The following is a 24,982-nucleotide window of genomic DNA, read 5'->3' as shown; positions in this document are numbered from 1 at the left end:
GGGCGGGGAGGAGGCGTCGAGCGAGGCGCGCGCGCCGGGCCGCCTCAGGCGCGGGCGCCCGTCAGCCGGTCCCAGTTGCCGTGGGCGTAGGCTTCGCGGCCGGCGTGGTCCAGCGGAGAAGCGTGGAGGAAGCGGCGGACCCCGCCGGGGCGGTACTGGTAGGGGAAGTCGGTCGAGAACAGCAGGCGCTCGGGGCCGACGATGTCGAGGCAGCGCTGCAGGTAGGCGTCGTTCCACAGGCCGCTGCCGGTGACGTAGAGGTTGTGGCGGGCGTAGTCGGCGAGGGGGCGCCGCAGCGCGAGCGCGCGGGCGAACACGGCCGCGGTCCGCTCGAGGTAGAACAGCACCACCTCGCCCCAGTGGCCCAGGATGACCTGCAGGTCGGGCAGCTCGTCGAACACCCCCGCGGCCGCCAGGCGGACCCATTCCAGCCCGGCCTCGTAGTGCCAGCCGAGCCCGAAGGCGGCGAGCGCGAGGTCGGCCGTCCCGCCGATCCCCGCATACAGGGACTCGCGCACGGCGGGCGAGGGCGTCTGCGGGTGGATGAGGATGGGCACCTTCAGCTCCGCCGCGGCCGCGAGCAGCGGGCGAAGCTCGGGGTGGTCGAGGTGCCGCTCCCGCGTCCGGCCGCACAGCAGCGCGCCCCTCAGGCCGAGGTCGCGGACGGCGCGCTCCAGCTCGCGCGGCGCGGCGCGCGGGTCCGGCGTGGGGAGGGCGGCGAAGCCCTGGAAGCGGTCGGGGCGGCGCGCGCAGGCCTCCGCCACGCGGTCGTTGACACGGCGCGCCATCGCGACGGCGGGGCCGGGCTCCAGGTTGTGCAGGCCGGGCGTGGTGAGGGACAGCACCTGGACGTCCACGCCCTGCTCGTCCATCAGCGCGAGGCGGCCCTCGCCGAGGTCCGCCAGCCGGGCGCCGTTCTCCCCGCCGTCCGCGATGGCGGAGACGGGGTCGTGCGGGGGCGGAGCGGCGGCCCAGGCGTCCCGCACCTCGGCGGGCAGGAAGTGCTCTTCGACGGCGATCAGGCGCATCGGCCGGCTCCGGTGGAGAGGCGTCCCTCCGGCACCGCCCCCGGGGCGGCCCCGTCGGGCGGCGGCGCCCCGGGTCGGACAGCCCCGGCCTGCGCCAGGTCCCCCACGGCCTCCGCCATGGCGGGGTCGATCCATCGCTCCGACCAGTCGGGCGAGGCCGCGATCGGCCCGCAGCGGCAGTGGCGGTCGTCCGTCCAGCCCGGATAGTCCATCGCGGGATACACGCAGCAGCCCGCCACCGGCACGCCACCCTCGCGCGCCGCCGCCAGCTCCACCCCCACGCCGCGCAGCCAGTCCGGCCCCTCGTCGGCCTCGGCCCCCGTCTCGGTGACCACGATCGGCCGCCCGTAGCGGGCGTGGACCTCGTGGAGGATGCGGCGCAGCGGCCGGTGGCCCGCCATGCCGGGGCGCAGGCGCGGGCCGCCGTGGACCCACTGGTTGTCGGGATAGAAGTTGACCCCCACAACGTCGAGCAGGTCCGGCGCGCCGCCGAGGTCGGGCTCGCGCCGGCCCGCGATCATGTCCCAACCCTCGAACATCGACAGACGGTGCCGCTCCGCGATCTCGCGGTCGGCCTCGCCCCCCGCCGCGATGTGGATCACGGGGTCGGCGTGGACCAGGCGCGCGCGGGGATCGACCTCGCGCAGCGCGCGGGACGCCGCGACGCACAGGCGCACCAGCCGGCGCTTCCAGTCCGCCCCCCGTCCCCGCGCGCAGGGCGCGAAGTGGCCGCGCTCGCCGCCCGCATAGGCCCAATAGCTGATCTCGTTGACGGGGCACCAGAGCGGCACCCCGTCGCCTTCCTCGCGCAGGAGCCGCGCGGCCGCGCGGGCGAAGGCGGCGAAGCGGCCGGGCAGGGCGGGCGACCAGGGGTCGGCCCCGTCGGGCAGGCCGAAGTGGCACAGGTCCCAGATCACCTCGACGCCCGCCTCCGCGGCGGCCCGCACCTGCGGCAGCACGCTGGACCAGTCGTAGCGCCCGGGCTCGCGTTCGATCAGGTGCCAGCGGAAGCCGTCGCGCGCCGTGCGGACGCCGGTCGCGGCGAGCAGGCGGTAGTCGAGAACTGCGGCCGCGTCGTGCCGGCTGCCCGCCACGGCGTCGACCCGCCGCCCCGTGTCGAGCACCATGGTGGCGCCCTCGAAGCCGCCCATGGCGAAGGAGCGCAGGGCCAAGGCCGCGCGCGATGTCCCGGTCTCCGCGCCGTCCCGCTCCATGCCGGCCTTCCCGTCCCCGTCGCGCCGATGGCCGGACCCCGGCGCTCCGGCGGCGACGCCGCGACGCGGTGCGACCGGGTCCGACGCCGCCCCGCCGCATGTAACGCCCGGCCGCGGCCGCGGTTCGCTCCCGGCGCCGCTCGCCCGTGCGGGGCGCCGGCCATCCCCCGTGCCGCGGCGCGCGGTCGCTTCAGCCGTCCTTAACGTTTGCCGTGCAGCGTCGCGGACCTCAACCCGGAGCCTGCCGGGTTGCCACCGGGGGGACCCCGGTGCAGGCCCGTCATCAGGCGCGCCCCTTCGCGCCGGCCCGCGCCGACCTGAAAGGCTCCGGCATGTCCGACGCTCGCCCGATCCCGCCGACCGCCGACGCGCTGACCGAGCGCGCGCGCCGCTTCGCCGTGGACCTGATGGAGCACCTGGTGGTGCCGACCTTCGTGCTCGACACGCAGCACCGCGTGATGATCTGGAACCGGGCCTGCGAGCGCCTCACCGGCCTCGCGGCGGCCGAGGTGGTGGGCACGAGCGACCATTGGATGGCGTTCTACGCCGAGAAGCGGCCCTGCCTCGCCGACCTCGTCGCGGCGAGCCGCTTCGACCAGATCGGCGACTTCTACCACGACGTCAGCAAGGTGGGGATGAGCGACCACGGCGTGGCGGTGGAAACCTGGGTCGACCTGCGCGGCGCCGGCCGGCGCGCCTACCTGGCGATCGACGCCGGCCCGATCTACGACGACGCCGGCACCCTCGTCGCGGTGGTGGAAACGCTGCGCGACATCACCATGCAGCGGCAGGCTCAGGACGCGCTGGCCGCCCTGGCGGCCCGCGACGGGCTGACCGGCCTCGCCAACCGCCGCAGCTTCGACCAGTCGCTCGACATCGAGGCGAAGCGCAGCGCCCGCGCCGGCACGCCGCTGGCGCTGCTGATGGTGGACGTGGACGGCTTCAAGCTGTTCAACGACACCTACGGCCACGGCGGGGGCGACGACTGCCTGCGGCGGGTGGCGCTGGCCATCGCCGGCACGGTGCGCCGCGCCGGGGACGTGGCCGCGCGCTACGGCGGGGAAGAGTTCGCCGTGATCCTGCCGGGCACCGGGGCCGAGGGCGGCGCCGCCATCGCGGAGCGCATCAGGGCGGCCGTGGCGGGTCTGCAGATCCCGCATCGCGCGGCGCCGGTCGGGACCAGCGTCACCGTCAGCGTGGGCGGCGCCGCGGGCGCGGGCTGCCCGGGCCCGGACCTGCTCGCCGCCGCCGACGCGGCGCTGTACCGCGCCAAGCGCGGCGGGCGCGACCGCGCCGTGATGGGCGAGGTGCCGGGCTTCGTCGGCCCGGCCCGGCGCCCCTCCGCGCTGCGCGACTGCGCTTAGGTCCATGCCGGCGAACGCCGTCCCCATGGTGGCGCTCGACGCCAACACGCTCGACCCCGACGGCTCGCCGCGCGACGCGCTGGTCGAGCGCCTCTTCGCCCTGGCGGCGGCGGGCCGGCTGCGGCTCTTCGTGCCGGCCGGCGTGCTGGCCGAGATGCGCGACCCCGGCGCGCCGCGGGCCGTGCGGGCCGCGGCCCTCGCTCTGCCGGCGCCCCCGCGCCCCGCGGCGCCCACGGCGCGGCAGCACATCGACCGCATCCGCGTGCGGGCGATCATGCGGGGCGACGGCCGGCCCGGCAAGCACGACGCCGACGCCTCGCACCTGTCGGAGGCCGCGGAGGCGGGCTGCGACGCCTTCCTGACGCGCGACGGCAAGGTGCTGCGCCGGCGCGACGTGCTGCGACAGGCCCTGCCGCCCGGCCTGCGCATCGCCACGCTGGAGGAGTTCATGGCCGGGACGGCGCGCGCGGAGGGCTGAGCGGGGCTTCCCGGCCCGGCGCGGGCGCCCTATGCTGTTTCCGTTTCGTTCCGCAGATCCCGTCGCGCCATGACGATCCCGTCCCGCCCGTCCGATTCGGCCTCCGCCTTTCCGGACGCGGCGGGCGAGCCCGCGCCCCGCAAGATCATCCACGTCGACATGGACGCCTTCTACGCGTCCGTGGAGCAGCGCGACGACCCGGGCCTCCGCGGGCGGCCCGTGGCGGTGGGGGGCTCGCGCCAGCGCGGCGTGGTGGCCGCGGCGAGCTACGAGGCGCGGCGCTTCGGCGTCCGCTCGGCCATGTCGTCGATGGCGGCCGTGCGGCGGTGCCCCGACCTCGTCTTCGTGCCGCCCCGCTTCGAGGTCTACAAGGCGGTGTCGCGCCAGATCCGGGCCGCCTTCGCCGAGCATACGGCGCTGATCGAGCCCCTGTCGCTCGACGAGGCCTACCTCGACGTCACGGAGGCGGCGGCGTCGGGCTCGGCGACGCTCATCGCGCGCGCCATCCGGGCCCGCATCCTGCGCGACACCGGGCTCACCGCCTCGGCGGGGGTGAGCTACAACAAGTTCCTGGCCAAGCTCGCCTCCGACCACCGCAAGCCCGACGGGCTGACCGTGATCCCGCCGGGGCAGGGGGCGGCCTTCGTGGCGGGCCTCGACATCGGCCGCTTCCACGGCATCGGGCCGGTGACGGCGGCGCGCATGAAGGGGCTCGGCATCCTCACCGGGGCCGACCTCAGGGCGCGCCCGGCCGAGGAACTCGACGCGCTGTTCGGCAAGAGCGGCCGCTACTATTACTGGGCGGCGCGCGGCGTCGACCACCGCCCGGTGCGGCCCGACCGGGTGCGCAAGTCGAGCGGCTCGGAGCACACCTTCTCCGAGGACCTGACCACCGAGGCGGACCTGGTGGCGGGGCTCGCGCCCGCCGTCGACGCCGTGTGGCGCCACTGCGAGAGCACGGGCGTGCTGGGCCGCACCGTGACGCTGAAGGTGAAATACGCCGACTTCCGCCAGATCACCCGCAGCCGCACGGGCGCGGCGCCGGTGGCGAGCCGCGACGCGCTCGACGCCGTCGGGCGCGACCTGCTGCGCGGGGTGATGCCGCTGCGCGCCGGCGTGCGGCTGCTCGGCCTGGCGCTGTCGGGCTTCGACGGCGCGACCGGCGGCGCCGACGAGCGGCAGATGGCGCTGCCGCTGTGACGGCGGGGCCATGGCCTTTCTCGACCGTGCCGGCGGTGCGCTGGCAGAAGGCGGCGTCGCCGGTCACCACCGCGCCGGCGAGCGGCAGATTTTCGAGCGGGGCCTGGGCCGCGGCGATCTCGCCCCCGTCCGGCGGCACCCGCGGCCGGCCCACCACGCCTCCGCCGCGGCTTTCACGGACGGCGGGTTCACGGGCCACCTGTCCTCGCGGACATGCCGGCCGCAACTCGCGCAGAAGCGTGCCCGAAGGTCCGCCCCCCTCCGAAGAACCTTCCATTTCCAATCGATGCCTGCTCCGACGAGGGTCAGCCCTCTGGCGCGCCGACCACGGCGGCGAGCAGGCCGGGGAAGGCCGCGTCGACGGAGGCGCGGCACAGGGCGTTGAGGTGCGTGGTCCCCTGCGCGCGGGTTTCCACCAGACCGGCCTCGCGCAGCACGCGGAAGTGGTGCGACATGGTGGACTTTGGGCGCCCGCCGTCGAGCGCCGCGCAGGAGCATTCCCCGTCGCGGGCGAGCCTGCGGACGACCTCGAGCCGCACGGGGTCGCCGAGCGCGTGGAGCACGCGGTCGAGCCGCAGCCTGGCGCCCGAAGGCGGCGTCACCCGTCCCGTCACCGCCGCCTCCCCTTGTCTTCGTTCGAAGAATGTCGAACTAAGCGCCGTGTTCCCCGCGACGAGGTTCCCGATGCCGCGCCTGTTCGATCCCTATAAGCTGAAGTCCGCCACGCTGCGCAACCGCATCGCGGTCTCGCCCATGTGCCAGTACATGGCGGAGGACGGCGTCCCCGGCGACTGGCACCGCGCCCACTATGCCTCGCTGGCGCGCGGCGGCGCGGGCCTCGTCGTGATCGAGGCCACGGCGGTGGCGCCGGAAGGGCGCATCACCTGGGGCGACCTCGGCCTGTGGAACGACGCCCAGGCGGCGGCGCTGCGGCCGATCGTGGACTCCATCCACGCGGCCGGCGCCGTGTCGGGCATCCAGATCGCCCACGCGGGCCGCAAGGCTTCGGCCAACCGCCCCTGGGAGGGCGACGACCACATCGCCGAGGGCGAGGAGAACGCCTGGGCCACCATCGCGCCCTCGCCGGTGGCCTTCGGCGGCGGGCTCGGCCGCGTGCCGCGCGAGATGACGCAGGGCGACATCGCCCGCGTGCGCGCCGACACGGTGGCGGCCGTGGAGCGCGCCCGCGACCTCGGCATCGGCTGGCTGGAGCTCCACATGGCGCACGGCTACCTCGCGCAGAACTTCTTCTCGCCGCACTCCAACAAGCGCACCGACGGGTACGGCGGCTCGGCCGAGAACCGCGCCCGCTACCTGTTCGAGCTGCTGGTCGCGGTGCGAAAGGTGTGGCCGGAGGACCGCCCGCTGACGGTGCGCCTCGGCGTGACCGACTTCGACGGCAACGACGCCATGCTGGAGGAATCGATCGCCCTCCTCAGGCGCATGAAGGCCGAGGGGCTCGACTTCGTGGATGTGTCGATCGGCTTCAACACGCCGGACGCCCAGATCCCCTGGGGGCCGAACTTCATGGCCGACACGGCGGCCCGCGTGCTGCGCGAGACCGGCCTGCCCGGCACCACGAGCTGGTTCATCTCCAAGCCCGAGGAAGCCGACGCCCTGGTGCAGGCCGGCAAGGTCGACCTCGTGATGCTGGCGCGCCCGCTGCTCGCCGACCCGCACTGGCCCTACGCGGCCGCGAAGAGCCTCGGCGTCGAGAACGCCGCCTGGGCGACGCTGCCGGCGCCCTACGCGCACTGGCTCGCGCGGTATCGCTGACGCCGCCGCGGGGCGCGGCTCACCGGCCGCGCCCCGCCTTGCCACGGCGCCGCGGGGGCGCCATGCTCTCCCCATGACCCCGATGATCGACGCCTCCACGGCCGGCGTGCTCGCGGCGCTGAACGAGCGCTCGCGCGAGATCTTTCGGCGCATCGTCGACGGCTACCTGCGCACGGGCGAGCCCGTGGGGTCGCGCCAGCTGTCGCGCCTCCTGCCGATGACGCTGTCGCCGGCCTCGGTCCGCAACGTCATGCAGGACCTGGAGGAGCTGGGCCTCGTCTACGCGCCCCACACCAGCGCCGGGCGCCTGCCGACCCAGATGGGGCTGCGCTTCTTCGTCGACGCGCTCCTGGAGATCGGCGACGTCGCCGAGGCCGAGCGCCGCCGCATCGAGGCGGACCTGCGCGCCGCCTCGAAGGACCGCACGCTGGAGAACGCGCTCGTCGAGGCGACGAGCCTCCTGTCGGGGCTGACGCGCGGCGCCGGCGTCGTCGTCACCAGCAAGGACAACGCGCGCCTCAAGCACATCGAGTTCGTGCGGCTGGAGCCCGAGCGGGCGCTGGCGATCCTCGTGGCGGAGGACGGCTCGGTCGAGAACCGCGTGGTGCTGACGCCGCCGGGGCTGCCGCCCTCGGCCCTGGTCGAGGCCGGCAACTACCTCAACGCCCGCATCCGCGGCCGCACGCTGGGCGAGGCCCGCGCCGAGATCGAGGCCGAGCGCTCGGCCGCGCAGGGCGAGCTCGACCAGCTCACGGCGCGGCTCGTCGACGCCGGGCTCGCGGGCTGGGCGGGCCTCGGAGGCGAGCGCCAGCTCATCGTGCGCGGCCAGGCGAACCTGCTCGACGACCTCACCGCGCTGGGCGACCTCGAGCGCATCCGCCTGCTCTTCGCCGACCTCGAAACCAAGACCGACGTGATCGACCTCCTCAACCGGGCCGAGACGGGCGAGGGCGTCCGCATCTTCATCGGCGCGGAGAACAAGCTGTTCTCGCTGTCGGGCTCCTCCATGGTGGCGGCGCCGTTCCGCGACGGGCAGCAGCGCATCGTCGGCGTGCTCGGCATCATCGGCCCGACCCGGCTCAACTACGCCCGCGTGGTGCCCATGGTGGACTATACGGCCCAGGTCATCTCTGGGTTGGTAAGAGGGCCCTACGGCTGACGGGCGCCTCGCGGAACAGCAGGGCGACGAGCAGCGCCAGCGCGGCGAGCGCCACGGCCGCGGGGGCGGGCTGGACGCGCCGCACCGGCTCCAGCACGGCGCCGGGCGCGCTGACGACCCAGATCAGCAGGGTCAGCGCCGCGTTGGCGCCGAACACCCACCACGCGCCCCGTCGCCAGACGCGATGCAGCAGCACCGCCGCGATCACGAAGAGCCCCGCCACGATGCTGTAGCTGCCGTGCACCGTCACGGTGCCGTGGCCGAACTCCAGGGTCGCGAAACACAGGCAGGACAGCGCCGTCAGCGCCGTCAGGGCCACGAAGCCGCGGTCGAGCACGGTCCTCGCGACGCGGGGGACGGCGAGCAGGAGCAGCAGCGGCCAGGCGAGATCGAACAGGCCGAGGGCGCGGAACACGTGCACGGTCTGGTCCACCCTGAGCGCGGTGCCGAGGGACACGAGGTCGTAGCGCAGCTTGCTCGGCGTGATGGCCCAGGTGTCGTCGCCGTCGACCAGCGGCACGCGCAGCCGCTCGTCGCGCAGGCCGGCGGCGAGGCGCCCCACCAGCGCGTCGAGGTCGCGATCGCCCCACAGCAGCTCCAGGTTCTCGATCCGGCCCTCGATCCAGGCGGCCGGGGTCAGTTTGGAATAGGATTCCCGGAAGGCGTCGAGGAGCGGCCCCTTGGCGGCGTAGTCCGCGCCCGTGAGGTGCATGCGGATCAGGCGCCCGTCGTTGGGGTCGACGAAGCGGCCGTAGGCCGACCAGGGCGCGAGGAGGCACAGCACGGCGCCCGCGGCCAGCAGCGCGCCGCGCAGGTCCAGCAGGCGCGAGGCCGCCACCAGGAAGGCGAGCGGGATCACCGCGAAGGCGACCGCGCCGTGCGACAGCAGCGCGAGCCCGGTGCCGAGGCCGAGGAGCAGCGCTTCGCCGCGCCCGGCGCGGCGGCGCGCCAGCAGGGCGGGCCCGAGCGCCGCGCAGCCGACGAACAGGAAGGCCGCGGCCAGCAGCTTCGGCCAGGCGTAGACGGATTCGTAGTAGCTGAAGCCCGACAGCGCGAAGGCCAGGGTGGCGAAGCGCGCCTCGCCCCGGCCGAAGCCGAGCGCGCGGCACAGGAGCCAGGTGCTTCCGACCGCGAGGGCCTGCAGCGCCGTGCCGAGCGCCCGGTAGGCCAGCTCCGGGTCGACCGCCCGCCACAGCGGCGAGAACAGCAGCACGAAGCCGGCCTGGAGCGGCGGCCGGTCGGAGAAGTACCAGCCGAACGCGTCCGGCCCGGTGCGCGACGGCAGGCGGTGGAACACGGTCTCGGCGAAGAGCAGCGGGATGCGGTCGTCGTAGGGCATGGTCCGTTCGAAGGCGAGGCTCGCCTGGAGGTCGCCCGAAAAACCCTTCACGCCGAGGTGCGCCACGGCGAGGTAGAGCAGCCCCGCGCTCAGCGACAGCGCGGGCGCGAGGAGGTCGCCGGCGCGGAGGTGGCGCCGGTGGAGGGCGAGGCTCGACGCCGCCAGGGCGGCGACGAGCCCGCAGGCGGCGTAGCCGGGCCGCCAGCCCGGCAGGAAGGCGTAGAAGGTGGCGTAGCCGGCGAGCGCGGCGGCGCAGAAGCCCCAGAGCGCCGGCGCCGGGCCGTCGGCGCCGATGCGCCGCGCCGCGGCCGCGCCGGCGGCGAAGAGGGCGAGGAGGCCGGCGCCCTGCACCGCATAGGCGAGCAGCACGGCGGCGAAGTCGGGCGTCACGGTCGCGGGCGTCCAGCGCGGTCAGGCCGCCAAGGCTTCGGCGACGGCGGCCACGCGGTCGCGGACCTCGCGCGGCAGCGGCAGCACCGGCCGGGGCGGCTCGGCGCGGCAGATCCCCAGCGCCTCCGCGGCCGCGTAGGCGGTGCGCAGGCTGGTGTGCGCCCGGAACAGGTCCCACAGCGGGCGCATGGCGGCGTCGAGGCGGCGCGCCTCCGCGGCGTCGCCGGCCCGCGCGGCGCGCGCTATGGCGAGGCAGCGCGCCGGGAACAGGCCGGCCGCGACGCCGTGCCAGGCGTCAGCCCCCGCCAGCAGGCCCTCCGTGGCGTGCCAGTCGACGCTGTAGCCGACCGAGAAGCCGTCCGGCACGGCGGCGCGCAGCGCGGCGAGGTTCGCCGCCACGCCGTCCGGGGCCGGCGCGCCGGTCTTCACCGCCACGACGCCGTCGATCCGGGCGACGCGGCCGACGAGGCCCGGCGTGAAGGCGAAGTGGGTGGTCGCCGGGTTGTCGTAGACCGCGAGCGGTAGGCCTGAGCGCGCCACGGCGCGGAAGTGCTCGAACACCTCGTCGTCCGTGAGCGGCGTGTAGGACACGGGCGCGAGCAGCCCGGCCGCGGCGCCGGCCGCCCGCGCGTCCTCGGCGAGGCGGGTCGCCTCGTCGGTGCGCAGGGCTCCGACGCCGACCAGCACCGGCACGCGGGCGCCGGCCTCCGCCAGCGCGGCGTCGAGCGCGCGGCGGCGCTCGTCGCGCGACAGGTAGGGATAGGAGCCGGTCGAGCCGAGCAGGCCGACGGCGTCGACCCCCGCCGCGGCGAGCGGCGCGACGAGGCGGCGCAGGGCCGCGAGGTCGACTCGGCCGTCCGGCCCGCTCGGCGTGATGGGATAGGCGATCAGACCTTGGATCGGCGGCATCTCGGGGTCCCGGCGCACGAGGGCCGGGACGGGTTAGCAGATCGCCGCCGCCCCGTCAGGCCGGCGTGGCGCGCGGCCGGCCGCGGCCGAGCCTGCCGTGGCTCGGCCGCAGCATGATTGTGCCGGGGCCGGTTTCTAGCGTCTCGGCGTGGTGGCGCGCCTTCTCCTCGGCCTCCCGCGTGCGGCCGACGCGGCTCAGCGCCACGAACGGGTAGGCGACCGTCAGCGCGAAATCGAGGTTCTCGAAGTTGGCCGTGGTGACGGAGGGCAGGAACCAGCGCAGCCCGTCGCTGCCGAGCAGCAGGGTGACGTGGTAGCAGGTCCACAGCCCGGCGAGGAAGCGCATGTCGCGCCGCAGCTTCTTGAAGTGCACATTGTCGGCCTCGGCCTGCTCCCGGAAGATCCGCCCGACGCCCAGCGCGAGCACGATCGAGAAGCCGAAGAAGACGACGTAGAGCAGCGTCTTGATGACCGGGTCCCACGCGAAGGCGTAGAGCGCGGCCGACACCGTCATGCCCGTGCAGGGACCGACCAGCTTGAGCCACTCGCGGTCCCGCTCGGCGCTGTCGGTCAGCGCGATGGACAGAACGGCGAAGAGCGTGATCGGCACCACGACGATCCAGTCGAGGTAGCGGACGAGGTAGAAGTCGCGCAGCAGCGTCGGGTCGTCCGCGACGGGCAGATAGACCCAGCCGTGGCCCGAAGCGAGCAGGCAGTAGGCCGCGCCGCAGATCACGGGGCCGGCGGCGACCACCCGCGCGGTCCGGGTCGGCACGGCGGGGCGCCGCAGCCAGACGACGAAGAGCAGCATGAGAACGCCGAGCCACTGGTCGGCCGTGGATCGGGTGAGCCAGAACATCATGGGCATGGGGGAGCCTCGCGCGGAAGCCGTCGGGGCGCGCCGGCCCGGCGCGTGCCGATGGATCCCACCCGCGGCTTCTGTCGAAGTTCCGTCGCGATCCCGTGATCGGGGTGTATCGGGGCGCGATCGCGACGCGGCGTCGAGAGAACGAGGGGTTGCGCCGCCCCGCGATGCGGCGATGTGTCCCCCGACCGGATGGCCCGGCACCGCCCGCCTCGCCTTCGCCGCCGAGCCGTGCCATGAGCGCGCGGCGCTCCCGGAGAGTCCTTGCATGCCGATGCCGTCCCGCCGCACGCTCCTGCCGCTGCTCGGCGCGGCGCTGGGCATCCTGGTGATCCTCGGCGCGCTGGTGGTGCAGCACGCCGGCGCGCCGGGGCCGGCCGCGAGCGGCATCGGCGGCCCCTTCGCGCTGGTCGACGGCGACGGCCGGCCGGTGACGGAGGCGAGCTTCGCCGGCGAGCCCACGCTGGTGTTCTTCGGCTACACGCACTGCCCGGACGTGTGCCCGACCACGCTCGACGCCATCTCGCAGACGCTCACGGCGCTCGGGCCCGACAAGCGCGTGCGGGCCCTCTTCGTCACGCTCGACCCCGAGCGCGACACGCCCGCGGTGATGAAGGACTACCTGTCGAGCTTCGATCCGCGCATCGTCGGGCTGACGGGCAGCCAGGCAGCGGTGGACAAGATCGCGCACGAGTACCGCGTCTACGCCAAGAAGGTGCCGACGGGCGACGGCGGCTACAGCGTCGACCACACGGGCGTGGTCTACCTGATGGACGGGCGCGGCAACTTCGTCGAGTCGTTCAATCCCGACCTCGAGGACCCCAAGAAGGCCGCGGAGGCGCTGAGCAAGGTGAGCTGAGGGCGGGGATCGCGGCCACGCGCTGCGCCGTCATCCCGGGCGGAGCGCAGCGACGACCCGGGAACCAGTCGGTCCGACCGGGTCCGACCTGGCGAGGTCGAGCGCGGCCGCACCGCTGGATCCCGGATCAAGTCCGGGATGACAGATTTGAGAGCGCGAAGGCGGCGCCGGGACCGGACCATCAATACGGGCTGACCGGGAAATACTTCAGCCACAGGTCGCCGTAGGTGCCGTTCTGCGCGAGGCGCCACAGGGCGTAGTCGAGGGCGACGCGCAGGGGCTCGCGCCCGCGCTTCACCGCGATGCCGGCGCCCTCGCCGAAGAAGCGCGTCTCCGTGAACGGGCCGCCCGCGAAGGCGCAGCAGGCCGAGCCGGCCGGCCCGTTGAGCCAGCCCGCGAAGGCGATGCCGTCCCCGAAGGCGAGGTCGACCTTGCCCCCCGCCACTGCGGCGCGCAGCTCGGCCGCCGAGCCGAAGGGCACGAGCGTCGCGGCGGGGAAGAAGGCCTTGAGATAGGCCTCGTGGGCCGTGCCGGCCTGCACGCCGATCCGCTTGCCCGCCACCGTCTCGGGCAGCACGTCGCCGGCATGGGCCGCGAGCGGCGCCACGAAGCGGGCCGGGGTGCGGTAGTAGGGCGAGGTGAAGTCGACGGCGGCGAGGCTCGCCGGCGCGATGGCGATGGAAGCCACGGCGGCGTCGCCGGCCCCCGCGGCGATGGCGGGCAGGATCGTGTCCCACCGCCGCGCCTGGACCGTGCAGGCGACCTTGAGCTCGTCGCAGAGCGCGCGCGCGAGGTCGACGTCGAAGCCGGCCGGCGTGCCGTCGGGCAGGGTGAAGGCGAAGGGCGGGTCGTCCTGGCCCGTCACGATGAGGAGGGGCTTCAGCGCCGCGGGGTCGGGCTTCGGGGGCGGCGAGGCCGGGTCCCACAGGCTCGGCACGAACACCTCCGGCCCCGGCGCGGCCCGCGCGGGGAGCGCCAGGAACAGGGCCGAGAGGAGGAGGGCCGGGAAGCGGCGAGATGCGTGCAAGGCGGGGAACCCGGAGCGGGGGGAGGGCGGTTCCCCGCGCCTTACACGCGGAATGCGGCGGCGTCAGGCCGCGGCGGGCAGCGGCGCGGGGTCGAGCGCCGCGATCAGCTCGGCCTTTACCACCTCCGCCCGGTCGTTCGGCACCTGGCAGGTGCCGGCCGCGCGGTGGCCGCCGCCGCCGTAGCCGAGGCAGACCGCGCCGACGTCGACGGGCGAGCCGCGGTCGAGGATCGACTTGCCCACCGCGAAGACGGTGTTCTGCTTCTTCAAGCCCCACATGACGTGGGCCGAGATGTCGCACTGCGGGAACAGCGCGTAGACCGTGAAGCGGTTGCCGGCGTAGATCGTGTCCTCGCCGCGCAGGTCGATCAGGGCGAGCTTGCCGTGCACGGCCGTGCAGCGGCGCAGCTGTTCGACGAAGAGGTCGCGGTGCGCCTCGTACAGGTCGACGCGCTCCTTCACGTCCGGCAGGGCCAGCACCTCGTCGACCGACAGGTCGCGGCAGCTCTCGATAAGCCGCATCATCAGCTCGTAGTTGGAGATGCGGAAGTCGCGGAAGCGCCCGAGGCCGGTGCGCGAGTCCATGAGGTAGTTCATCAGCACCCAGCCGGTCGGGTGCAGGATCTCGTCGCGGCTGAACTGCGCCGAATCCGCCTTGTCGACGGCGGCCATCAGCTCGGCGGAGATGCGCGGGAAGGCGGCCGCGCCGCCGTAGTAATCGTAGACCACGCGGGCCGCCGAGGGGGCGGCGGGGTCGATGACGTGGTTGGGATAGTCGCGCCCGCCGCGCCGCGTCACCTCGCTCGAATGGTGGTCGAAGGCGAGGTGGCAGCCCGGCACGTATGGCAGGTTGGTGACGATGTCGCGGTCCGTGATCGGCACGGCGCCGTCCTGCATGTCCTTCGGGTGGACGAACTTGACCTCGTCGATGAGATCGAGCTCGCGCAGCAGCATGCCGCAGACGAGGCCGTCGAAGTCGCTGCGGGTGACGAGGCGGTATTTCGGGCTGGCCATGAGGGGCGGCTCACACGTCCTGTTGCGTGCGGCCACCATGGCATCGGCAGGGTTGATCGAAGGTTGGCCCGCGGCGGCCGGCTCGAAGCGTGGTGAAGGCGGCGTTGTCGCCCCGGCGCCCTCAGCGTCCCGGGCGCCGCATCCCCCGGCCGAGCACGGCCGCACCCAGCGCCGCCGTGACGATCCCGATGAGCAGCCACCGCCTCTGGCCCGTCATGAAGCTGCCGCCCACCAGGCCGGCGCCCTGCAGGATCCACAGCAGCCCGACGAGCAGCAGCGCGATCCCGAGCCCCCTCACGGCGTGCGGCGCCGTCCCGCGCGGATCTCCGCCCCCTTGCGCTTGACCTCCTCCTGGGCGAGGCGCGCCGCCCGCAGGCGCTCGGTGCGCTCGCGCAGCTCCCGCTCGGCGCGCGCCGCCTCGGTCTCGGCCATGTCGGCCGGCTTCTTGAAGCGTGCCTCGGCCCTGGCCCGCGCGGCTTCGATGTCCTGCGCCATGATGATCTCGGTTTCCTCGGAGGCGCCCGTCAGCGGGCGAGTTGCAGCAACGGCAGGGCCGTGATCAGCAGCAGCGTGGCCGCCACGGCGAACATCAGCCGCTTCTCTTCCCGGTAGGCGTCGATGGCCCAGAGAAGCGGGATTATGCAGGACGCCGCCTCGCCGAACAGGAGCGGGATCCGGTGGGCGTAGGCGAGCAGGCAGACGACGAGGCTGACGCCCAGCACCGCCAACCGCACCCTGCGATAGGTTTGCCGCTCCAACCGTCTCTCCAGCTCCGGGCCGTCCGCCTTCGTGCGGTCCACGGCCCCGCCGCGGGGCATCGGCAGGGCCGTGGTGCCGCCCGTGCGCCCCGTCCGGGCGGCGTTTCCGCACCCCATCACGGCTGAGGCTTCCCGGCAAGGCCACCGCTCACCGGGGCCCCTCGATCGTCAGCCGCCGCCGCACGAGGCTGCGCCGCCCGGTGACGGTGCAGCCCTCGGTCTCAAGCACGTCGTAATACAGGTCCGGCGCCCGCCCCGTGCGGTCGAAGTTGCGCGACGGCGAGGCGGGGTCGAGGACCACCGGGTAGCTCACCAGCGGGCCGCCGGCCCGGCAGGCGTCGTCGTAGAGCGTCGGGCCCGCGAGCAGGAGCCGCGGCGCGCTCCAGTGCAGGAGGTCCGGCGAGGTGGCGTAATAAAAGCCGGACAGCGGGAAGGCGCCCGCGTCCGCCTTGGCCTGGAACGCGGCCAGCCAGAGCCCGCCGGGCTCGACCCGCACGATCGAGCCGACCGGCGCCGGGAAGGGCGCGACGACCGCGCAGGGCGCGGGATGCGGCGCTCCGCGGTAGGGGTCGGCGTAGGCGACCGTGAAGCCGCGCCCGTCCCAGGCGCGCCAGGAGCGCGGGTCGGCCGGCGTGGCCGAGCGGAACAGGCACACGCCCGCCTGCTGATCGGCTCCCGTTCCGGGAGCGAGCCCGCGCTCCGGCGCCAGCCCGGCGACGCCCGCATTCCCGCTCCAGCCGGTGGTCGAGGCCATGAAATATTCGTAGCGCCCGTCCGCCACGATGTTGGACGGGTTGAAGAAGCCGCGGTGGCGGCCCTGGTCGTGGTCCTGCCGGAACGGCGCCGAGGCCACCACGGCGGGGGGGCGCGCGAAGTCGGCGCCGCCGTCGGTCGAGCGCGCCTCCAGCACGGTGTTGAACCAGCACTGCATATAGGCCGGAAACCGGCAGCGGCCGGGGTGCTCGTTGGCCTGATACTCGTGGTGGATCAGGGCCGACACGGTCCGCCCGTCCGCCGTCCAGGTCGCGGCGATCCAGCTCCGGTCGTCGTAGGCCGCCGGGTCGGCGTCGCCGTGCGACGCGTAGACGACGTGGCAGTCGATCTTGAGGTGCGCGAAGTCGGGGCCCTTGAGGGCCCGGTTGTCGTAGTGGAGGCCGAACAGCGTCACGCCGCCCCCGGCGTCGCGGAAAGCGCGCACGGGCGCGTCCGGCACGTCGTCGGGCGTGCAGCCGTCGGCCGGCGCGGCATAGACGGTCTCGGGCGCGCCGGGGGCGAGCGCCACGCGCAGCCGCGGCGCCTCCTGGGCGAGGGCCGGCACGGCCGCCAGAAGCGCGAGGAGCAGGGCGATGAGGCGGCGCACCGGGTCCCCCTCAGCGCGCGCGGGGGTGGGCGGCGCGGTAGGCCTCGACCAGCCGGGCCGAATCGACCGCGGTGTAGACCTGCGTGGTCGACAGCGAGGCGTGGCCGAGCAGCTCCTGGATGGTGCGCAGGTCGCCGCCGGCCCCGAGCAGGTGCGTCGCGAAGGAGTGGCGCAGCGCGTGCGGCGTCGCCGAGGCGGGCAGGCCGAGGCCGCCGCGCAGCCGCTCGACCGCGAGCTGGATGATGCGGGGCGACAGCGGGCCGCCGCGCACGCCGAGGAACAGCGGCCCGGCGCCGGGCAGGGGATGCGGGCAGAGCGCGATGTAGCGCTCGACCGCGCGGCGCACCGGCTCGATCACCGGCACCATGCGGGTCTTGCGGCCCTTGCCGGTGACCGTCAGGGCGTCCTGACCGCCGGTCGGCGCCTCGGCGCGGGTGAGGCCGAGCGCTTCGCCGATGCGCAGGCCCGCGCCGTAGAGCAGCGCCAGCACCGCGGCGTCGCGCGCCAGCACCCAGGGGGCGCGCTCCTCGTCGGCCCGCGTGGCGGGGTCGGCCATGTCGATCGCGGCCGGCGCCGGCACGGGCTTCGGCAGGCGCCGCGCCACCTTGGGGGAGCGCACCGCGTCGAACACCGCGGCGCGGCCGAGCCCTTCGCGCTCGACGTGGCGCGCGAAGGAGCGCAGCCCCGCGAGGTTGCGCGCGAGCGACCGGCTCTCGACGCCGTCCGCGCGCCGCCGCGCCATGAAGGCGCGCAGGTCCGAGGGCGTCAGCGCCGCGAGCGCCGCGAGGTCGGCGGGCTCGCCTTGGTGGTGGGCCAGGAACAGCAGGAACTGGCGCAGGTCGCGCCCGTAGGCCTCGACCGTCTCCTCCGACAGGCGCCGCTCGCCGCGCAGCCGCCCGAGCCAGGCCACGGCCTGCGCGGCGAGGTCGGCGCCCGCGGGGGCCGCGAAGACGGCCGGGGCTTCGGGGGCGGGGGCGACGAGGTCGAACATGGGCGCATCCTGGGCTGTCCCGCTTAAGGCCGGGTTGCGGGCGGCCGTGCCCCGGACCGGCGGCCCGAAGCTCGCCCGGCCGATCCGGCCGGCGCGGCCCTCCGCCCCCGCCCCCCCGGAGAGGGGCGAGATCCCCGGCATCGGCGTCGCCCGCCTCCGCCCGGTTTCCCGTTCGGAGGTCCTCTCGCGCGTTCAGGCCGGCGAGCCGGGCGCGGGGAGGCGGACCTCGTAGTCCCGCATGCCGGGCCCCGCACCCTGCACGCCGAGGGTGCCCGCCTTCCCGAGGGCGAGGATGCGGGCGAACAGGACGTCGTCGCCGATGCCGCGTCCCGGCTCGTCGGCGTCGGAGGCGAGGTGGTCGAGGGTCCGGGCGACCAGCGCGATGACCGGCTCCCAGCCCGGGGTGGCCTGGCCGGTCAGGGCGGGGTCGAAGTGCGTCAGCGGCGCCGAGACCAGGCGGCCGCCGCGCATGACGCGAAGCGGCGCGTTCTCCCGCCGCAACCGCGACCACGCCGCCGAGGCCGCCTCGCTCTCCTCGCGCGAGAACGGGCGACGCCTCGCGTGAAGGCCAGACGCGACGATCTCATCGGGGCGGAGCTGTCCGAGGGACCGGACCGACGATGAGCCGGAGGCGGAGACGCCCGTCCCTGTCACATCGACGACGTCGAAGGGCCGGCCGGACATGCGGGAGGCGAACGCGAGGAAGCTGGCATGCTCGGCGGCGTCGGAAAGGCAAACCCAGTAGACCGGGTGGACGCCGGGCGATGTGGCCTGGACCCAAGGCGCCTCGGGCTCGTGCCAGCCGCGATCCGGGTCGTCGTCACGTAGGTTCGCCTCGGCCCAGGCCCGGCGGGCGGGCGGCTCCGGCGGATCGATGGGGCCGACGTTCAGGACGTGGCACAAGGCGACGACTGCCGCCTTTTCCCCCTGCGACCGCAGGGCCTCGCGCAGGCTCTCCGATCTGCTCACCCCCCAAACAACGTGGACGACCTCCGGGCTTCCGCTCATGCCATTCCCCGCTCGACGGAGCTGAGCGCCCACTTCTCGGCGCGCCGCAGATCGAGACCCACGATGGTGCCGAGACGATGGCGGCCACGCCGCACGGTCCGCTCGCGGCGTGCCCAGCCCGGACCGGCGGGAGAGACGTCGGACCGGAACGGCGGCGAGCGGACATCCGCTTAAGTTTAACTAAATCTTATCGCGATCACCGCCATGGATGTCCGTGAGCGGACGAGCCGGGCCCGCTCCTCCGGGGGCAACAGTCGACATGGTCGCTTCGCAGGCCGACACCGAGGTCCAGCCGTCGTACCCTCGGCGCCTCATCCGGGATCTGACGATCACGCGGATCGACCGGAGCGGCGGGCGCCTCAAGATCATCGCCCTCGCCTTCGTGTGCGTCTTCGGCCTGATCGACGGCAAGCTCGCCAAGTTCGGCCTGTCCAAGGAGGCGCCGGCCAGCCTCAAGGCCGCGGCCGCGGACGCGGTTTCGGGCGCGCGGCCGGAGCTGCTCGACCGCAACGGCGGCGTGCTGGCCCAGGACATCAGGACCATGTCGGTCTTCGCCGAGCCGAAGCGCCTGATCGACAAGGACGAGGCGGTCGAGCTGCTGTCCGCCGTGCTGCCCGACATCGACGCGACGGACCTCAGGAAGCGCCTCGGCTCGAAGAAGGGCTTCGTGTGGGTCAAGCGCGGGGTCACCGACAAGCAGCAGGCTGAGGTGTTCCGCCTGGGGCTCCCCGGCGTCGGCTTCATCCCCGAGAACAAGCGCATCTACCCGAACGGGCCCGTCGGCGCCCACGTGCTCGGCTTCACCAACACCGACAACCAGGGCATCGCCGGCATCGAGAAGTGGGTCGACAACCAGGGGCTCGGCGACCTCAAGGGCGCCGGCTTCGACGTCACCCCGCAGGACCTGAAGCCGATCGCGCTGTCGCTCGACGCCAAGGCCACCTACGCGGTGCGCGACGAGCTCCTGAAGGGGATGGAGCGTTTCCACCCGCAGGCGGCGTCGGGCGCCATCATGGACGTCAACACGGGCGAGATGATCGCCTACGTGTCGCTGCCCGACTATGACCCCAACAACCCGGTCGACGCGCTGAAGCCCGACCACATCAACCGGCTCAACGTCGGCACCTACGAGATGGGCTCGACCTTCAAGGCCATCTCGATCGCCATGGCGCTCCAGCTGAACAAGGTGACGCTGAAGAGCACGATCGACACGAGCGGCAACCTCCGCTACGGGCGCGCCACGATCCACGACTACGAGAAGATCAACCGGCCGCAGACGGTGCCGGAGGTGTTCATCCACTCGTCCAACATCGGCACCGCCAAGATGGTGATGATGGTGGGCGTGGAAGGGCACCAGGCCTTCCTGCGCAAGATGGGCGAGCTGACGCGCCTGCAGACCGAGCTGCCCGAGACCGCCATGCCGCAGCTGCCGCCGCACTGGGGCATGCTGAACTCCATGACGATCGCCTTCGGCCAGGGCCTCAACGTCACGCCGTTGCAGGCCATGATGGCCGTGGGGGCGCTCGCCAACGGCGGCTACCTCATCACCCCGACCTTCCTCAAGCGCGACGGCGACGCCCGCGACGAGGCGCACCGCGTGGTCCGCCCGGACGTGTCGGAGGACCTGCGATACCTGATGAGGCTCAACGCGACGCTCGGCTCGGCCAAGAAGGCCAACATCCCCGGCTATTTCGCGGGCGGCAAGACCGGCACGGCCGACAAGCTGATCAACGGCCACTACGCCAAAGACCGGGTCAACACGACCTTCATGTCGGTGGTGCCGGCCGACAAACCCAAGTACCTGTTCTTCGTCATGATGGAGGACCCGAAGGCCGCCGAGGGCACCTACGGGTTCCACACCGCCGCCTGGAACTCGGGCGACGTGTGCGGCAAGATCATGGAGCGCGTGGCGCCGCTGCTGAACCTGCCGCCGAGCCTCGACCTGCCCACCGACCCGTTCCCGGCCGTGGCCAGGCTCGGCATCGGCATGGACACCGTGCTGCGATGAACCATCGCACGGCCGATGAGGCGGCCGAGGCCGGGCCGTAGACCCGGGGGCCGTCGCCTGCCCGGCCGCCCACGGCCGCCGGGCCGGCTGCCTTGACGGTGCCGGCCCGGCTGCCCAGAACCCCCACGGGTTCGGGAGTGCTGCGATGGGCGACACGGTGGACGTGCTGGTGGCGGGCGGCGGCATCGCGGGGTTGGCCTTCGCGGCCGCGCTGCGCCGCGCGGCGCCGATGGCCCGCGTCGCGGTGGCGGATCCGTCCTTCGCCGCCCCGGCCGAAGGGCGCCGCACCCTGCGGGCCGTCGCGGTGGCGGCGGGATCGTGCCGCTTCCTCGACGCGCTCGGCGCCTGGGAGGCCGTGGCGGGCGCCGCCCAGCCGATGGTCGAGATGGTGATCACGGATTCGCGCGACAGCGACGCGCCGCGCCCCGTGTTCCTCGACTTCGACGGCGAGGCCGAGCCGGACGAGCCCTTCGCCCACATGGTGTTCCAGGACGACCTGCGCGCGTCCCTGCTCGCGGCGGCCCGGGACGCCGGCGTGGAGCTGCGGCCCGGACGGGTCACCGGGTTCGCTCGCGAGGGCGCGGCCGCGCTGTCGGCCGACGTCGGGGGCGCGACGGCGCGCGCGCGCCTGCTGGTGGCGGCCGACGGGGGCCGCTCGCGGCTGCGCGAGGCGGCCGGCATCGGCACCGTGGGCTGGGACTATCCCCAGTCCGGCATCGTGGCGACGCTCGCCCACGAGATCCCGCACGACGGCCGCGCCACCCAGCACTTCCTGCCCGGCGGGCCGCTGGCGATCCTGCCGATGCGCGCCGCCGACGGCTCGGAGCGGCGCTTCTCGCTGGTGTGGTCGGCGCCGCACGCCGAGGCCGCGCGGCTCGTGGCGCTGCCGCCCGAGGCCTTCGTCGCGGAGCTGGAGGAGCGGATCGGCTACGGCTACGGCGCGCTGACGCTGGAAGACCGGCCGGCCGCCTATCCGCTGCGGCTCACCCTGCCGCGCGGGCTCGTGGCGGAGCGCTTCGCGCTGCTCGGCGACGCGGCGCGCACCATCCACCCGCTGGCCGGGCAGGGGCTGAACCTCGGGCTGCGCGACGCCGCCGCGCTGGCGGAGCGCGTCGCCGAGCCGCTCGGCCTCGGCCTCGACCCGGCCGACCCCGAAGCCCTCGCGGGCTACGAGCGCGCCCGGCGCTTCGACGCCGTGCTGATGGCGGGGGCGACGGACGGGCTGAACCGGCTGTTCTCCAACGACAGCGTGCCGGCGCGCGCCCTGCGCGACTTCGGCATGGGCCTCGTCGACCGGGTGCCGGCGCTGAAGCGGTTCTTCATCCGCGACGCGTCCGGCCTGTCGGGGGCGACGCCGGAGCGGTTTCGGCGGTGACGGAGATGCTCGAACTCCTCCACGGCGGACCGCTCATCTCCCCCGGCGCGACCCGGAGACGGCCGCTCATCGGGGGTGACCTCTCACGCCCCTCATCCTGAGCCGGGCGCGGAGCGCCCGTGTCGAAGGACGCAGGAGCGATCCGTCGCTGCGCGGAGGGCGCCTGCGTCCTTCGACACGGCCCTGCGGGCCGGCTCAGGACGAGGTCGGGAGGATAGAGTTCGCCGCTTTCCCTCAGCCCAACCCCAAAACCTTGCCGACATCGGCGCGGGTGGGGGGCTGGGCGCCCTGGCGGGTGCAGGTGATGGCCGAGCAGGCGACGGCGAAGAGCAGCCAGCGCGCCACCTCGGCCTCGGAGGGCTCGCGGCCGCTCCCGCCGAGCGCGCCGTCGCCCGCCATGGCGGCCAGCAGCCCCGCCATGAAGCTGTCGCCGGCCCCCACCGTGTCCACCACGTCGATCGTGGGGGCGGGCTGCACGAGGCGCTCGCCGCGGAAATGCGCCTCCGCGCCCGAGCCCCCGCGCGTCATGACGACGAGCTTCGGGCCCAGGCCGGCCCAGCGCGCGGCGGCCTCGGAGGGCGGCGTGCCGGGATACAGCCAGTCGAAGTCCTCCTCGCTGGCCTTGACGACCGTCGACAGCGCCACGCGCGCCTCGACCATCGGCAGCGTTTCGGCGCGGGGCGGCACCACGAAGGGGCGGATGTTGGGGTCGTAGCTGGTCGTGGCCCGCCCGGCGGCGCGCCGCAGCGCGTCGAGCGCCGCCTCGCCCAGCGCGCCGTCGGTCGCCATGAAGGAGCCGATGTGGAGGTGGATCGCGCGATCCGTCCAGTCGTCGGCGAGCGGCGAGGGGCCGTCATAGGCGGTCGCGCCGAGGTAGAAGGAGTAGCGCGAGCCCGTGGCCGCGGTGCCGCGCGTTACGAAGGCCAGGGGCGAGGGGCGCGGGTCCACCAGCGAGAAGCCGGCGTCCACGTTGGAGGCGCCGAGCTCCGCCAGCAGCGCTTCGCCCATGGCGTCGCTCGACAGCCGGCTCGCGTAGCCGGTCGGCACGCCGAGCCGGCCGAGCCCGATGGCGGTGTTGAAGCCCGAGCCGCCCAGCACCGCCTCGTAGGTGGTGTCCTCCTTCGGGATCAGGTCGACGAGGGCTTCCCCCGACACGAGAACGAGTCCGTCGCTGCCCATCGATCCTCCCCCAGGCTCTTGTCAGGCTGAACACATCTCACAACACGCCGCGGCCCGCCAAGTGCCGCATGCGGGCTCTTTCCGTCAGGCCGGGGACGGGGGGACCTGCCGCGCGTCAGGCCGCTTCGCCGTCCAGGGCGGCGGGGGCGGCGGGCGGCGCTCCCGCGGTCCTCGCCGGCGCGAACCACCGGCCGAGCGCGGCTGCCAGCCCCTCCGTGCCGCCCGCCTCGCCGGCCCAGGCCGCGCAGCCGTCGGGCCGCACCAGCACCGACGGCCCGGCGTCGACCCGCACGCATCGGAGCCGCGGAACCCCGGCGGCGAGCGCCGAGGCCTCGCCCCCGCGCGAGGCGTCGAGCAGCACGCCCGCGCCGTCCTGCATGAGGCCGTAGAGCGTGTCCCCGTCCGGGCCGAGCGGCCGGTCCCCGACGAGGCGCCCGACCAGATCGTGCGAGGAGCCGAGGTCGTAGCGGTTCGACAGGCCGCGCATCATCTCGCCGAAGCGGCGGTTGACCTCGTCCATCTCCAGGAGCCCCGCCAGCACGTCCCGCAGCGCGCCCGACTGCGGGTCCGGCCGCAGCAGCGCCGCCTGGGCGAGGGTGTTGGCCAGCACCGCCTCGGCCACGGGCCGCCGCTCGGCCGTGTAGCTGTCGAGCAGCGCGCCCGGCCCGTCGCCGCGCAGCACGGCGGCGAGCTTCCAACCGAGGTTGGCGGCGTCGCCGAGGCCGAGGCTCAGGCCCTGGCCGCCGAAGGGCGAGTGGACGTGGGCGGCGTCGCCGGCGAGGAGCACCTGGCCGCGCCGGTAGGTGTCGGCGAGCCGCGTGTTGTCGGCCCAGCGGTTGGCCTGGTCCATCGCGGTCACGCGGACGTCGGCGCCGCTGACGCGCCGCAGCACGGACTCGAGCTCCTCGCGCGTGACCGGCGCGTCCCGGTCCGCGGGCGGGCCGCCGAAGTCCAGCATGAAGAACCGGCGCGGGAACGGGCCGCGGCCGAAGACGCCGTGCGGGGTGCGGTGCCAGCCGCGGGGCAGGGCGCCCACGGGGTCGTCGATGTCGGCCACGGCCTGGAACATCGTCATCGTCGGCGGCGTGCCCGGGAAGGCGAAGCCGCCCATCTTGCGCACGGCGCTGCGCCCGCCGTCGCAGCCGACGAGGTACGAGCAGCGGACCGCGCCGGCGCCCCCGGGCGAGGTCCATTCAACGTCGACGCCGTCCGCGCGCTCGGCGAAGCCGGTGACCTCGCAGCCGCGGCGCAGGTCGATCCCGAGCGCCCGGGCGCGGTCCCCCAGCATGGATTCGAGGCCCTGCTGGGGGATGGCGCGCATGCGCCGCTCGGGCTCGCTCGACGGGTCCTCGCGGATGAACAGGAACGCGAAGTGGCCCACGAACTTCGGCGCGCGCGGCCCGGCCCCGGCGCCCCGCCAGGACAGGTCCATGGTGGCGAGGCTGCGCGCCTCCTCGGCCGCCATGGCGTCGGCGAGGCCGCGCCGCCCCAGCGCCTCGGCGCCGAGCGGCCCGACCCCGAGGGCCTTGATGCGCGGGCTCGGCGCGTCGAGGCGCTCCAGCACCAGCACCTCGGCGCCGCCGAGCGCCAGTTCGACGGCGAGCAGGAGCCCGACCGGCCCTGCACCCACCACGACGACATCCACCTTCTTCATGGATCGGATCCAAAAATATACTCAGTA

The 24,982-nt window shown here is 74.7% G+C and carries 24 protein-coding genes; 8 read left to right on the top strand and 16 right to left on the bottom strand.

Features of this window, described 5'->3' with window-relative positions; translation table 11 throughout:
• Nucleotides 1-44: 44 nt before the first annotated feature.
• Together L7N97_RS09195 and L7N97_RS09190 are read right to left on the bottom strand one after the other, a co-directional pair.
• Nucleotides 45-1,028, bottom strand: coding sequence for an amidohydrolase family protein (locus L7N97_RS09195; protein WP_237478009.1), 984 nt, complete (start codon nt 1,026-1,028; stop codon nt 45-47).
• Nucleotides 1,019-2,242 (bottom strand): glycoside hydrolase family 1 protein, encoded by a 1,224-nt coding sequence (locus L7N97_RS09190; RefSeq protein ID WP_237478008.1) that lies wholly within the window; start codon nt 2,240-2,242, stop codon nt 1,019-1,021. The genes L7N97_RS09195 and L7N97_RS09190 overlap by 10 nt, the downstream gene beginning before the upstream one ends.
• 332 nt (nt 2,243-2,574) lie before the next feature.
• On the opposite strand from L7N97_RS09190, the gene L7N97_RS09185 reads away from it, so the two are divergent.
• The 3 genes from L7N97_RS09185 to dinB all read left to right on the top strand — a co-directional run bounded on the left by L7N97_RS09185 (nt 2,575) and on the right by dinB (nt 5,284).
• Nucleotides 2,575-3,606: a GGDEF domain-containing protein gene (locus L7N97_RS09185; RefSeq protein ID WP_237478007.1), complete on the top strand. Its 1,032-nt coding sequence runs from the start codon at nt 2,575-2,577 to the stop codon at nt 3,604-3,606.
• Between the two features lie 4 nt (nt 3,607-3,610).
• Entirely contained in the window at nt 3,611-4,084 is a 474-nt protein-coding gene (locus L7N97_RS09180; RefSeq protein ID WP_237478006.1) for a hypothetical protein, read from the top strand.
• Nucleotides 4,085-4,153: 69 nt separating this feature from the next.
• A complete protein-coding gene (gene dinB / locus L7N97_RS09175; RefSeq protein WP_428980971.1) occupies nt 4,154-5,284 on the top strand; it encodes a DNA polymerase IV in 1,131 nt (376 codons plus the stop codon).
• Nucleotides 5,285-5,589: 305 nt separating this feature from the next.
• Here dinB and L7N97_RS09165 read toward each other — a convergent pair whose 3' ends face one another.
• Entirely contained in the window at nt 5,590-5,898 is a 309-nt protein-coding gene (locus L7N97_RS09165; protein ID WP_237478005.1) for an ArsR/SmtB family transcription factor, read from the bottom strand.
• A gap of 70 nt (nt 5,899-5,968) precedes the next feature.
• Between L7N97_RS09165 and L7N97_RS09160 the strand changes: the two genes are divergently transcribed.
• Both L7N97_RS09160 and hrcA read left to right on the top strand, forming a co-directional pair.
• On the top strand, nt 5,969-7,060 hold the full coding sequence (locus L7N97_RS09160) for an NADH:flavin oxidoreductase/NADH oxidase (RefSeq protein WP_237478004.1): 1,092 nt from the start codon (nt 5,969-5,971) through the stop codon (nt 7,058-7,060).
• Nucleotides 7,061-7,133: 73 nt separating this feature from the next.
• Complete coding sequence (hrcA, locus tag L7N97_RS09155; protein ID WP_237478003.1) at nt 7,134-8,219, top strand: heat-inducible transcriptional repressor HrcA; 1,086 nt, start codon at nt 7,134-7,136, stop codon at nt 8,217-8,219.
• Here hrcA and L7N97_RS09150 read toward each other — a convergent pair.
• The 3 genes from L7N97_RS09150 to L7N97_RS09140 are packed head-to-tail and all read right to left on the bottom strand — an operon-like array spanning nt 8,185 to nt 11,725.
• Nucleotides 8,185-9,948 (bottom strand): hypothetical protein, encoded by a 1,764-nt coding sequence (locus tag L7N97_RS09150; protein ID WP_237478002.1) that lies wholly within the window; start codon nt 9,946-9,948, stop codon nt 8,185-8,187. The genes hrcA and L7N97_RS09150 overlap by 35 nt on opposite strands.
• A 21-nt stretch (nt 9,949-9,969) precedes the next feature.
• Nucleotides 9,970-10,857, bottom strand: a complete 888-nt coding sequence (locus L7N97_RS09145; RefSeq protein WP_237478001.1) for a dihydrodipicolinate synthase family protein — start codon at nt 10,855-10,857, stop codon at nt 9,970-9,972.
• Nucleotides 10,858-10,912: 55 nt separating this feature from the next.
• Nucleotides 10,913-11,725, bottom strand: a complete 813-nt coding sequence (locus tag L7N97_RS09140; RefSeq protein ID WP_237478000.1) for a bacteriorhodopsin — start codon at nt 11,723-11,725, stop codon at nt 10,913-10,915.
• 265 nt (nt 11,726-11,990) lie between these two features.
• Here L7N97_RS09140 and L7N97_RS09135 point away from each other — a divergent pair, with 265 nt between their 5' ends.
• Nucleotides 11,991-12,581: an SCO family protein gene (locus tag L7N97_RS09135; protein WP_237477999.1), complete on the top strand. Its 591-nt coding sequence runs from the start codon at nt 11,991-11,993 to the stop codon at nt 12,579-12,581.
• Between the two features lie 181 nt (nt 12,582-12,762).
• Here the strand turns inward: L7N97_RS09135 and L7N97_RS09130 are convergent, their stop codons facing one another.
• From L7N97_RS09130 to L7N97_RS09095, 8 genes are all read right to left on the bottom strand, one after another.
• The gene (locus L7N97_RS09130) at nt 12,763-13,608 is read right to left on the bottom strand and encodes a transporter substrate-binding domain-containing protein (protein ID WP_237477998.1); all 846 of its coding nucleotides are present in this window, start codon (nt 13,606-13,608) and stop codon (nt 12,763-12,765) included.
• A gap of 63 nt (nt 13,609-13,671) precedes the next feature.
• The gene (locus L7N97_RS09125) at nt 13,672-14,622 is read right to left on the bottom strand and encodes a DHH family phosphoesterase (protein WP_237477997.1); all 951 of its coding nucleotides are present in this window, start codon (nt 14,620-14,622) and stop codon (nt 13,672-13,674) included.
• Between the two features lie 121 nt (nt 14,623-14,743).
• Nucleotides 14,744-14,920: a hypothetical protein gene (locus L7N97_RS09120; protein ID WP_237477996.1), complete on the bottom strand. Its 177-nt coding sequence runs from the start codon at nt 14,918-14,920 to the stop codon at nt 14,744-14,746.
• On the bottom strand, nt 14,917-15,117 hold the full coding sequence (locus tag L7N97_RS09115; protein ID WP_237477995.1) for a hypothetical protein: 201 nt from the start codon (nt 15,115-15,117) through the stop codon (nt 14,917-14,919). The genes L7N97_RS09120 and L7N97_RS09115 overlap by 4 nt, the downstream gene beginning before the upstream one ends.
• Nucleotides 15,118-15,146: 29 nt before the next feature.
• Nucleotides 15,147-15,500: a hypothetical protein gene (locus tag L7N97_RS09110; RefSeq protein WP_237477994.1), complete on the bottom strand. Its 354-nt coding sequence runs from the start codon at nt 15,498-15,500 to the stop codon at nt 15,147-15,149.
• Between the two features lie 28 nt (nt 15,501-15,528).
• Nucleotides 15,529-16,740 (bottom strand): hypothetical protein, encoded by a 1,212-nt coding sequence (locus L7N97_RS09105; RefSeq protein ID WP_237477993.1) that lies wholly within the window; start codon nt 16,738-16,740, stop codon nt 15,529-15,531.
• Nucleotides 16,741-16,750: 10 nt separating this feature from the next.
• The gene (locus L7N97_RS09100; RefSeq protein ID WP_237477992.1) at nt 16,751-17,731 is read right to left on the bottom strand and encodes a tyrosine recombinase XerC; all 981 of its coding nucleotides are present in this window, start codon (nt 17,729-17,731) and stop codon (nt 16,751-16,753) included.
• A gap of 192 nt (nt 17,732-17,923) precedes the next feature.
• A complete protein-coding gene (locus tag L7N97_RS09095) occupies nt 17,924-18,700 on the bottom strand; it encodes a DUF3658 domain-containing protein (RefSeq protein WP_237477991.1) in 777 nt (258 codons plus the stop codon).
• A 298-nt stretch (nt 18,701-18,998) separates the two neighbouring features.
• Between L7N97_RS09095 and L7N97_RS09090 the strand changes: the two genes are divergently transcribed.
• Nucleotides 18,999-20,747 (top strand): peptidoglycan D,D-transpeptidase FtsI family protein, encoded by a 1,749-nt coding sequence (locus tag L7N97_RS09090; protein WP_237477990.1) that lies wholly within the window; start codon nt 18,999-19,001, stop codon nt 20,745-20,747.
• Nucleotides 20,748-20,892: 145 nt separating this feature from the next.
• On the top strand, nt 20,893-22,122 hold the full coding sequence (locus L7N97_RS09085; protein ID WP_237477989.1) for an FAD-dependent monooxygenase: 1,230 nt from the start codon (nt 20,893-20,895) through the stop codon (nt 22,120-22,122).
• Nucleotides 22,123-22,356: 234 nt separating this feature from the next.
• On the opposite strand, the gene L7N97_RS09080 is transcribed toward L7N97_RS09085, so the two are convergent.
• The gene (locus L7N97_RS09080; protein WP_237477988.1) at nt 22,357-23,301 is read right to left on the bottom strand and encodes a carbohydrate kinase family protein; all 945 of its coding nucleotides are present in this window, start codon (nt 23,299-23,301) and stop codon (nt 22,357-22,359) included.
• Between the two features lie 115 nt (nt 23,302-23,416).
• A complete protein-coding gene (locus tag L7N97_RS09075) occupies nt 23,417-24,955 on the bottom strand; it encodes an FAD-dependent monooxygenase (RefSeq protein ID WP_237477987.1) in 1,539 nt (512 codons plus the stop codon).
• Nucleotides 24,956-24,982: the final 27 nt, after the last annotated feature.

This window comes from Lichenibacterium dinghuense (assembly GCF_021730615.1).
Taxonomy (GTDB): domain Bacteria; phylum Pseudomonadota; class Alphaproteobacteria; order Rhizobiales; family Beijerinckiaceae; genus Lichenihabitans; species Lichenihabitans dinghuensis.
The sequence above is the reverse complement of the archived record's forward strand: the minus strand, read 5'-3'. Positions and strand labels throughout refer to the sequence as shown.